The organism is Dactylosporangium sp. NPDC049742 (assembly GCF_040674675.1).
GTDB classification, from domain to species: Bacteria; Actinomycetota; Actinomycetes; order Mycobacteriales; family Micromonosporaceae; genus Dactylosporangium; species Dactylosporangium maewongense.
This window is the reverse complement of sequence record NZ_JBFANF010000099.1, coordinates 25,488-35,456: the sequence shown is the minus strand read 5'-3', so window position 1 is coordinate 35,456 and position 9,969 is coordinate 25,488. Positions and strand designations below refer to the sequence as shown.

General features: G+C 68.4%; 8 protein-coding genes and 2 pseudogenes. 5 read left to right on the top strand and 5 right to left on the bottom strand.

Features of this window, described 5'->3' with window-relative positions:
• The first annotated feature begins 1,217 nt into the window (after positions 1–1,217).
• Positions 1,218–1,538, top strand: a complete 321-nt coding sequence (locus tag AB0J72_RS55250; RefSeq protein ID WP_363416162.1) for a DUF4190 domain-containing protein — start codon at positions 1,218–1,220, stop codon at positions 1,536–1,538.
• Between the two features lie 177 nt (positions 1,539–1,715).
• Here the strand turns inward: AB0J72_RS55250 and AB0J72_RS55245 are convergent.
• The 3 genes and pseudogenes from AB0J72_RS55245 to AB0J72_RS55235 form a co-directional block, all read right to left on the bottom strand.
• Positions 1,716–1,838 (bottom strand): annotated as a pseudogene (locus AB0J72_RS55245) (CoA ester lyase); the annotation flags it as partial.
• A 247-nt stretch (positions 1,839–2,085) separates the two neighbouring features.
• Positions 2,086–2,472, bottom strand: a complete 387-nt coding sequence (locus AB0J72_RS55240) for a hypothetical protein (RefSeq protein ID WP_363416156.1) — start codon at positions 2,470–2,472, stop codon at positions 2,086–2,088.
• 838 nt (positions 2,473–3,310) lie between these two features.
• The gene (locus tag AB0J72_RS55235) at positions 3,311–3,772 is read right to left on the bottom strand and encodes a hypothetical protein (RefSeq protein WP_363416153.1); all 462 of its coding nucleotides are present in this window, start codon (positions 3,770–3,772) and stop codon (positions 3,311–3,313) included.
• Positions 3,773–4,046: 274 nt separating this feature from the next.
• Here AB0J72_RS55235 and AB0J72_RS55230 point away from each other — a divergent pair, with 274 nt between their 5' ends.
• A complete protein-coding gene (locus AB0J72_RS55230) occupies positions 4,047–4,658 on the top strand; it encodes a hypothetical protein (RefSeq protein WP_363416150.1) in 612 nt (203 codons plus the stop codon).
• 232 nt (positions 4,659–4,890) lie between these two features.
• Positions 4,891–5,244, top strand: a complete 354-nt coding sequence (locus AB0J72_RS55225; protein WP_363416147.1) for a hypothetical protein — start codon at positions 4,891–4,893, stop codon at positions 5,242–5,244.
• Positions 5,245–5,309: 65 nt separating this feature from the next.
• Here AB0J72_RS55225 and AB0J72_RS55220 read toward each other — a convergent pair whose 3' ends face one another.
• On the bottom strand, positions 5,310–6,011 hold the full coding sequence (locus AB0J72_RS55220; RefSeq protein WP_363416144.1) for a transposase: 702 nt from the start codon (positions 6,009–6,011) through the stop codon (positions 5,310–5,312).
• Between the two features lie 339 nt (positions 6,012–6,350).
• Between AB0J72_RS55220 and AB0J72_RS55215 the strand changes: the two are divergent.
• Together AB0J72_RS55215 and AB0J72_RS55210 are read left to right on the top strand one after the other, a co-directional pair.
• Positions 6,351–6,911 (top strand): annotated as a pseudogene (locus tag AB0J72_RS55215) (VOC family protein); the annotation flags it as partial.
• 925 nt (positions 6,912–7,836) lie between these two features.
• On the top strand, positions 7,837–8,640 hold the full coding sequence (locus tag AB0J72_RS55210; protein WP_363416141.1) for a polysaccharide deacetylase family protein: 804 nt from the start codon (positions 7,837–7,839) through the stop codon (positions 8,638–8,640).
• A gap of 6 nt (positions 8,641–8,646) precedes the next feature.
• Here the strand turns inward: AB0J72_RS55210 and AB0J72_RS55205 are convergent, their stop codons facing one another.
• The gene (locus AB0J72_RS55205) at positions 8,647–9,810 is read right to left on the bottom strand and encodes a serine hydrolase domain-containing protein (protein ID WP_363416138.1); all 1,164 of its coding nucleotides are present in this window, start codon (positions 9,808–9,810) and stop codon (positions 8,647–8,649) included.
• Positions 9,811–9,969 lie beyond the last annotated feature (159 nt).

Genomic DNA, 9,969 nt, shown 5'->3' with positions numbered 1-9,969 from the left:
CGCTTACGCGGTGCGGGTGGCCACCGCCCAGCTCAACACCCACGCCAACCCCTGGATCTGGGGACGGCCCGCACCACCGAACCGCACACTCCGCCGCAAGTTTGTGTACCACCTTTAACGAACGTTGCAGTAGGGAACCTCGTCGGCACCGTAGAAGTAGATTGTCATCTGGGCCTCGGAGCGGGGGTCGGGGATCTGCACCGTGTCACAGGCATCGACAGAGCGGCAACCGAGTTCGCTGGCCACCATCCGGATCTGCCGCGATCCGGTCGCTAGGTCGCTGTACCCGCGGGACGGTCCTGACACCGAACCCGACAATGGCTGCCACCGCTCAGCGACCGGCAAACGCGCTGCGATCAATGTCGTCAGTCAGCGTGCGGGACCAACAACCAGGTCGACGGCAGGTCACCGCGTTGGGTAATGGTGCGTGTCAGGCCTCGGCACGATCCCGCCCGGCGCTGGACGTATCCGCACGCGCGGCCCGGCCGGCCGGCCTGGGCAGCTGCGGTCAGCATTGCCTGCGGCGTCAGTCCGCACAGCCAGGTGTTGATGTCGTGCCAGCAGGCGAAGTCGTCGCGCGCCAACGCCGCACATCCGACACTCGATCCCATCGATAGACCGCAGTACAGCCGATACTGCCTGAGCACCTGGGGAGGCGCCACGCGGAGGCGCCGGTCGGGGGGCGGCTGCGACACGCACCAACGAGATGAGGACCTCTCGATGACCCACCCGGAGCCGTATCCACCCCAAGGCGGACCCCCACCCCACTACCGCCTGCCCGGGCCGCCGCCCTTGCACCCGCAGCCGTACCAACCCCAGCCCGGCCCGGCCCGGCCCACTACCCCGTCCATTCCGGCCCGCCACCGAGCGTCCCTCCGCCACGGCGCGGGCGGGCCGCGCTCGTCGGATGGCTCGTCCTGGTTGCCGCCGCGGCGCTTGTGATGGCGCTCGGCGGTGGCGCCGCGGGCGTGGTGCTGATGCTGACAGCGTGCATACTTGCAGTTGCGGCGTATTCTTCGATACGCGCAATACGCTCGAGACCTTCGTCGAACCAACCGTACTCCGACCCTGGCAACCAGGTTTACCCCGGGTATCCGGGGTCAGCCACTCTCCCGCCCGCGCCTACTGCCGCGCCCGCGCCAAGGGCAAGTGCCGCGCCCATCCCCGCCTCGACGTCCGCGTCCCGGTACGGGTACGAACAGGCCAACACGCTTGCGGTGGCGAGCCTGGTCACGTCCCTATGCGGGGTGCTCCTCTGCGGCTTCCCGGCCCTGATCGGCGCGATGGGCCACCTCGCCCGTAGTCAGATCCGGCAGCGCGTAGCCTTCCTCCGCCGCTTTCTCGATACTCCGACGCAAAGCACACCCGAGGAACGCGAATCGTTGGAAAGGACCCTTCTGCCGCTGTTCAAACAGAGGAATGGCGTGGCCCTGGCCGGCATCATTGTCGGCTGGACCGCGTTCGTGCTCTGGCTCGTCTTCTGGGTGCCCTTTGCGTGGGGCTTCTTCGAGGCCGCCACCGCGCCGACGCCCCGCTGAGACCAGCCCGGTTCCCAGTTCGGCCGGGGCTCGGAGCGTGAGGTCCGGCTCATGTCCGCGGCCCGGGCCTTTCGCCGCCCGACCACGAGGGGACAACCTTGCGGGACGATCATCTGTTCCCCAGCATGACCGCGCCAGCCTGCCGCCCGCCTCCCACGTGTCGTCCTCGTCAGTTCGAGCATGGTCGTAGTCGGACTGGCTCGGCGGGTAGACCTCGTTGGCGGCGTCGATCTGTCCCGGGTGCAGCACCCACATGCCGTCGTAGCCGAGTGCGGCCGAGCGTTTGGCCCACTCCCGGAACGGCGGCGCTGGTGGCGCCGGCCCAACTGCAAGCTCGCCCAACTGCAAGCTCGACGACGGCCGCATCCTCGTCGACCCCGACGAGGGCTCACTGCACGAGGTCGGCGGTGATCACATGCGCTCATCTCGGCCAGAGTCGCGCGCACTGTCGGTCAGCCTCACGCACGGCGACTGCCTCGCTGGCGCGCGATGTCAGCGGCAGATTTGCGCGGCCGTGACCACAGCGGCGCGAACGTGGGATCGTCTGTCAGAAACCTCGAAAGATGCCGTCCGCATCTGTTGATCTCGCGAATTCGAGGTAATCCATGTTCGCGAGTGACAGGTTGTTCTGGATCGACTGCACCTGCCGGGCTAAAGCCCTGAACGGCTCAGCATCGACCCATGCATTGAGGTTGACAACCAGGACGGGATGTCCGGATGTGGACGCGGCAATCGTGTCGACCACGAACAGAACCGGGTGCCGGTACCGGTGCGGGTAGTCGTGCGGGTACGAATTTGCGATCACTGCCTCGCTCAGGCCGTTCAGCGTCCGGTCCTCGACGAACTCCACGTCAGCGCCGAAGCCCTCCTCGGTCGGCTCTGCAATCTCGACCTTGACACGTTCCCGGACGACGTTTTTCGCCGAAGTCTGCACGGACGACCGGAACGCTCGATGTCTTGGGCAGCTCAGCCACACAGACAGCCTATCCACCGACCGCGCCGCGCGGAGTACGAGCTCGTTTCGCCGACCCGCAGCTGATGGCTGGGTGATGATGGCAGCCACACATCACCGTGCGTCACGCGCGGCGATGAACACCGGTACGCGCTCGCCGCGGCAGATCCGGACGGTCGACCTTTGCCGCCGTGTGCTCCGTCGAGTCAGTCGGACGGAGCACACGGCTGGCGTTACGTCACCACCAGAGCCACTGGGCACCGCGGCGATGCTGCTGGATGGTGGGGATCGTGTCGACGATCCCGTCGCCGCGATACTCTTTGGCGGCGTTTCGGCATGCGACTCGCGCTGCCTGACGTTCTCTGCTGGTCCAGACGTGGTCGACGAACCACTTGGGCGGACCGGCGCCACCGAGGAGAAGTCGCAAGCCAGTCCGCGGGTGATGCGGACCGTCCTTGTCCGTACGAGACATGTTGACCCCTTCCGGGGCCGCAACTGCGGCCACCTAAAGGGGGTGGAACGCTGCGCTCAATGCCGTACGGAAGTCCACAACCACGACTCCAGGATAGGCCACGCCATCCGCCCAGTTACGGACGTCCTCGGCTCCACCGGGCCGGTCACCCGTAGAACCGTCCTCGGTCGCCGCCAGCCGAATCTCAACAGCCCGCTCCAAAGATCCCACGAGCACCACCCGGCCTGGGAAGTTGTCGTAACGAGGCCTTGGCATGGCCGGCCGCCCGCCAGCGGCCTACCGGTGCCGCGCTGTTGGGAGTTCCAGGAGCCTCGGGAAACCGTCGGCCGCACCCGAACTCGCAGAACCTCACTGGAGCGGGCCGGCGTCATTTTGCCGGTGCAGTCGCCGCTCACGCCGCGTCATGAAGACCCCGCCCGCGATGATGACGGCGAGGCCGGTGAGCAGCAGGATCGGAACCGCTCCGCGCATCTCATCGGCGGTCTGCAGGTACACGCCGCCGGGTATGAAGACGACTGCGAACCCGACCGTCAGCACCGCGAAGGGCATTTCGAATCCACGAAGTTTGGGCGGCGTCCAGATACGCGTGACCGCGAGGACGGGCAGCACCAACATCCCGGCACCCATCAACGTCACGAGCCAGCCGGACCAGCCGAGCACCGCGGCCGCCAGGAAGGCTGCACCAGTTCCCGCCGTGAGCGCCGTGTATCGGCGCTCACGGCCGCGCCATCGCTCCGGAACCCAGGATCGTGTGATCGCGAGAATCGACAGCACCAACAAGAAGATCGGGAACGTCCAAACCGAGGACACGAACACAAGTCTATGACTCTGTGCCCAGTGTCCCCTGCGAGTACCGGGACCGGCCACTCCTCGCAGCGTCGGCAGACTGCCGTCGCCCGGCACCGGGCAACAAGGACCCTCATCTCGCCACGAACGGAAGCGTGGAAGCTCGTCGACGTCACCAAGATCGGCTGAGCGCTCATCGGCATGAACGCGCAGCTGATCAAGGTTGATCCACGGCAGCTGGCTGCGGCACCTGGTCAAAGGGCAGTGAACGGTCGATGCGCCCGCTATCGTCTCGGTCATGTTGCGTCGGATCATTGCCGTGGCTTCGTGTGGTGTCGTCCTCGCTGGCTGCAATGGACCGACCGGAGCTGGCACCGCAGAGCCCAAGGCATCGCCGGCGGAACGCTCGATTCAGGCCCGCTGGTGGGAGTGGGCCGCCACCGAACCCGTCGACACGAATCCGGTTGCCGACCGCACCGGCACGCACTGCGCACGCAACCAGCCCGGTGATGTGTGGTTCCTTGCCGGTACGTTCGGCGGTCAGGTACAGCGGCGTTGCGCTGTACCGCTCGGCGTGCGACTTGTCGCGCCCGCGATCAACCTGGTCAGTGGCGACGAAGACGACTGCCGCAGCTTCATGGCCGGCGTCACCGGCTCGATCCAGTTCGACGGCGCGGAGGTACCTCTCGAGCGCATCGAGCGCGAAGCCATCACGTTCATGGCCGGGCCGGGCAACCCGGTAACCGACACCTCGGGCAAGACCCGAGGCGATGCATGCGGGCTCTGGGCCCGGATCGATCCACCCGCTGCCGGCGAACACAAGGTCCGCGTCCACGGGAAGTCGGGCACCTTCGAGGTGAATGCGCATTACACGTTGGTGGTGACGGCAACGAGCCAGTCCGCGGCATAGGCGCAGGCGCTGCCCGGTGCTGTGGTTGGCGGTCCGGGTCAGGGTGTACTGGGACTGGTTCGGGTCTAGCAGCCCGGTCACACACGAAGCGCCTGGCATACGAGTCGTGGACCAGGGCAGCGGCGTACAGGGTGCGCCAGTCGCCAGCGAGGCGCCGCACGCGGTCGGCGGCAGAAGCGGGCACCTGGGTGCGATGTTGTGACCCGGAATGTGTGAGCGTTCCGCGGTGGTCATGGAACCGATCCCGAGCTATGACGATCTCGTCTGGTTGTTCGAGGGTGAGCCGACCTACCCGGACGCCGCCGACGAACGTCCAGCTGACAGCCGGCACGGCTGGCGCTCTCCGTGGCCGTACATGTCGGTGACGTTCCGGGCCGTCCGGGCCGGATACGAGATCGAATTAGACATCGAACCGGCCTACGAACAGGTCCGATTGCGGCTGCGAGCCGCGGCGGGCGGCCCTGACCTGGTGCGACTTGATCTGACCGGTGTCTGTACCGGCGGGCTCGATCGCGCACACGGGCATGAACTGCTACGGGTCGACTTCCCGACGATGCACCGGCTGCCACGCTGTGGCTGCGGATGAAGCCAGACGTTTCTTGCATTGGTCGTACGACTCCACGAACTGACCTGAACACGCACGCACATCGGCTAGATCCGGATGTGGAGCTGGCACAGCTCGCCCGAAGCGCCTGATCTCGGCTCCGGATCAACCCGCAAGGCGTGGGTCACCGCTCGTCTCGGCGCCCGATCAGCAAGGACCTGCGGGTCGCGTTGCCCGGCGATCAACGGGGGCAGGATGGCCCGGCCGGAGACCCCGAACATGTCCGAGGCGACCACCGACAGTTTGATCTGCGCATCCTCGAGGAGTTTCTCCAAACGCTGCTTCTCCCGGGTCCGGTCCCGGATCAGGGAACGGCGGTAGCGGGTGAGGTCCCGCAGCCGGCGGATCGGCTTGGGCGGTACGAAGCTCGGTGCGCACATGCCTCGCTCGACGACCTTGGCCAGCCAGACCGCGTCGAGCTTGTCGGTCTTGGGCCGACCGGGCACGTTCTTCACGTGTGCGGCATTGAGCAGCCAGCACTCGAACCCCTCTGTTTCGAGGAGGTAGAACACCGGTTTCCAGTAGTCGGAGGTGGCCTCCATCGCCACGCGGGTCACACCCAGTTCTCGCAGCCGGTCGGCCAGACGCAGCAGCGCTCCGGTCGTCGTGGCGTACTCGATAACCTCCTGACGTCGTCGGCCCGTAGCGCGTTCGTTCGGCACCCGGATGCACGCCATCAGACCGGCTTTGCCGATGTCCAGCGCGGCGACCCGCTCCATCAACTGCACTGTTTCGTCGGTTGCTTCCATCCCGTTGCTCCTCGTCGTGCGGTGCAGACACCATCAGGTGGCTGCCCGCGGGGCCGAGGGACAACAAAGAGGCGGACTCGCGTGCTCGAAGCAACAATGCAGGGCCCTGGAACCGGCTCCCGCCGTCAGACTACTTGACGGTCTCATCGAACCAAGCCGCGACGACGTCGGCGGGCAACCACCCCCATTTTCACACCCGCCAGGGCGTCCACAAAGGACAGATAAGACTACGTGTTCACTGGACGGGCCTGATCTTGGCGAGCCGCATGTCGGGCAGGAAGGCGCCGCCGATGGCTCGGCTCGGCGGCGTTGCGTTCAGGGTCATCAGCCGATCGGATGATCGCCGGATTCGACCCGGAGCAGTCCTATGGCTCCTGCCTGGTACTCACCGCGGACATCGAGGGACTACACCGGGCATTCGCAGCCGGCATGCGCGCCGCGTACGGCAAGGTACTGGTGTCCGGAACGCCGCGGATGACCCGGCCTAGGGCGCGGAAGAACGCCGACGGGGTGGGCGGATTCAGCGTCATCGACCCGGGCGGCAACTGGATCCGCGTCTTTCGGGACGCCGCCACCGCACCCATGCCGGCCACCACGCCTGCCGGGCGGCTGGCCAAAGCCCTGGCGAATGCTGTCGTGCAAGCCGATTCCAGAGGAAGCGTCGGACAGGCCGTTCGGATCCTCGACAGCGCATTGGCCCGCCCGCAAGCCGACGACGACCCGGTCGAGCAGGTAGAGGCCCTGGTCTACCGCGCCGAACTCGCGATGGTGCTGCACGATCCAAAGACTGCGGCCGAGATGCTGGCCCGCGCCCAGTCCGTCACGCTCACGGAGGACGAAGCCGAAAGGGCGGCACCCGCGTTCGACAACGCCGCCGAACTCGCAGCAGCACTGCGGTGACTTTCCATACGAACGCCTCTCTCATCTCGGCAAGAGTGCGCACCGGATCATGGCTGAGGGAAGGCTTCAAGGCCTTGTGGATCACCGGAGCGGCGGTGTCTGCCGGCCGCGAGCGTGGCCCGCCGGCGGGCGCACGCTGGACGGACCCGCGGCGGCGGTTGGTTGCGCTCCTCGTTGGGTGCTCAATGTGGGCACGCCGCGCGGAAGTTCGACTGCCTGAGTGTTTCGTGGGGTTGAGAACCCTCTTGACCAGCGCGCTTGGGCTGGCCGGGAGCTTCTGAGGCGATGTACATCAGACGCACGCTCACGCCACCGAGCAGCGTGGGTCCGAGGGGTGACGTTGCCAGGGTGTGACCCCTCTGGCGGGGACTTCATGCGATCCGGCTGGATGAGGCGACCGTTCGGACACCGGCGCCCAGCGCTACCATCGTGCAACTTGGACGGACATGAATATAATCGCTCGGTGGTGGATGGTCCGGCTCAGTTCAGCGACGTCACGTGTTCTCTCTGTGGCCGCCACAACCGAAGCGTCCGGGTCGTGGCCACCCAGGCAGGGCCGATCATCTGCCAGGTGTGCGTGGCGAAGTGCGCCGAGATCTTTGATCAGGAGGTCGGGCTGGCACCGCCGCGCGGTGGCTGGTCCGAACGCTGGCCACTGAAGAGCTGACCAGGGAGCCGCTGAACGGAGAGCCCTGAGACGCCGGCGACGGTTGGGGGGACTGGTCGTTACGGCGGAACGGTTCGGCCGCAGCGTCATCACGATGTCGGGCGACCACAGGTCGTCCCTGGCTCGGGGATGACCATGACGGAGAGCTCAGGGTAGCCCCTGATGGCGACGGTGAACCAAACCGGTCGCTGGGAGGAGGCCCCGCCGGGTGCCCGCGTGACACGATGCCGCCACGGGGACGGACGGGGGGAGCAGGGGATGGCGCTGTCGCGACGACGATTCCTGGCGGGGGCTGGGCTGGCCGCGGGCGGGGTGCTGGCCGGGGCGGCGGGCGGTCCGCTCGCGCGGCGGGCGTTCGGGCTGGACCACCCGCCGCTCAGCGGTGGGTACGCGTCGGCCGCCGACGTGCTTGCCGACGCGCAGTCGCCGAGCACCACCATCACGTACCACGTGCGCACCGACGAGCCGGTCGTCGCGTTCACCTTCGACGACGGGCCGGCGCCGAAGTGGACGCCCATGGTCCTCGACGCGCTCGACGAGTGGCAGTTGCCGGCGACGTTCTTCATGGTGGGGCGCAATCTCAGTCGGCACGCGGACGTCGTACGCGGGCGGCTCGACCGCCACGAGATCGGCAACCACACGTGGTCGCACCCGGACCTCGCCACGCTCGACCTGAGCCATGCCGTTGACGAGGTGCGCCGCGGCGACGAGGCGATCCGCGCGGTGACCGGGCGCTCGCCCACGCTGCTGCGGCCGCCGTACGGGCACCTCGGCGGCTCCACCGTCCTCGCCGCCGACAAGCTCGGCTACCGGCTGGTGCTGTGGTCGCACCAGATGGACGAGCGGCGGTACCGCCGCGATCCGCAGGGCCAGGTCCGCGCCATCGTCGACGCCGTGCAGCCCGGGTCGATCGTCTTGGCGCACGACGTCGGCCAGTCGCGCCGGTTGGTGGCGTTGCGCCACCTCGGCGAGATGTTCGCCGGCCTGCGGGCGCGGGGCTTCCGCCTCGTGACGGTGTCGGAACTGCTCGCCGCAGGCCAGGACCCGGCCGCAAGGCCCTGACGAGCCCTACCGCCGGACCGCGCAGAGGGCGGCGTCCACAGTGCCCGCCACGCCGGTGACCATCCGCTCGGTGGTTGGCAGGGCGGTCACGGTGACGACCACGCTGCGGCCGTCGGTGGTGGCGAGGTTGCGGGTCTCGAAGCCCTGGATGTCGCCGCCGTGGCCCCAGCCGTCGCCGCCACAGGGCAGCGGGTGCCGGGCGATGCCGAGGCCGTACTGCCAGTCACCGGTCGGCTCGAAGCCCGGCGCGGCCACGGTGCGCAGCATTGCCGCCTGCTGGGCGGGCTTGAGCAGCCTGCCGTCGAGCAGCGCCGAGAAGAACGTGCGCAGGTCCGCCGGGGTCGAGATCAGCTGCCCGGCGGACCAGCCCAGCGACGGGTCCATCGCCGTGACGTCGACCCACGCGGCGCCGGGCGCGGTGGCGACGTACCCGTGCGGGTGCGGCTCCGGCAGCCGTTGCTCACCGACGCCGGGCCAGGAGGTGTCGCGGAGCCGGAGCGGCTCGATGATGCGGCGGGTGATCTCCTCACCGATCGGGCGCCGCGTCACCTCCTCGACGACGAGGCCGGCGAGGACGTAGTTGGTGTTGCTGTACTGCCACTGGTTGCCGGGCGCGAACTGCGGCGGCCTGGTGAGCGCCGCGTCGACGAGCCGGCGCGGCTCGAAGTAGGCGTGCGCCAGGCCGGCGAGGTCCTCGGGCCGGGTGAACAGGACGTCGTCGTAGTCGGGCAGGCCGCTGGTCTGCTGCAGCAGCTGCCGCACGGTGATCCTCGACCCGTCGTTGCCGTTGCCGCGCACCACCCCGGGCAGGTAACGCTCGACGGTGGCGTCCAGGTCGATGCGGCCCTCACCGGCCAGCTGAAGCACGACCACGGCCGTGAACGTCTTGGTGTTGCTGCCGATGCGGACGTGACCGTTGCGCGGCATCGGCCGCCCGGTGCGCAGGTCGCCGACGCCCGCCGTGTACTCGCGGACCCGCCCGTCGGCGCCGCGGACGGAGGCGAGCGCGCCGGGGAAGCCGTCGTCGCGCACGAGGTGGTCGAGCCGCTGCTGGACCGCGTCGGCACGGCTGGCGCCGTTGTCCGCGACGGCTGCGGGCGCGGCGCCCACGGCGAGCACGGCCGAGGTCCCGGCCGCCACGAGCACGGTACGGCGAGTTTTGCTGGACATGAGCGCTCCTTGAACCTGTCGGCGGTGGATACCTGCCGAACGCTACGAGCGGCAGCGGCGAACATCGATCCAGCAGCCTGCCCGGCCGTGGTGGTGCACGCTGTACCTCCGGCTGCGGACGCACGTGCGGGCCGCGTTTGGGGGTGCCGGACGAGCCGA

Excerpts from the sequence above, each read along its gene's own strand:
- AB0J72_RS55220 (WP_363416144.1), bottom strand. The coding sequence starts at position 6,011 with ATGGAAGCAACCGACGAAACAGTGCAGTTGATGGAGCGGGTCGCCGCG.
- AB0J72_RS55210 (WP_363416141.1), top strand. The coding sequence starts at position 7,837 with ATGGCGCTGTCGCGACGACGATTCCTGGCGGGGGCTGGGCTGGCCGCG.
- AB0J72_RS55205 (WP_363416138.1), bottom strand. The coding sequence starts at position 9,810 with ATGTCCAGCAAAACTCGCCGTACCGTGCTCGTGGCGGCCGGGACCTCG.
- AB0J72_RS55230 (WP_363416150.1), top strand. The coding sequence starts at position 4,047 with ATGTTGCGTCGGATCATTGCCGTGGCTTCGTGTGGTGTCGTCCTCGCT.
- AB0J72_RS55225 (WP_363416147.1), top strand. The coding sequence starts at position 4,891 with ATGGAACCGATCCCGAGCTATGACGATCTCGTCTGGTTGTTCGAGGGT.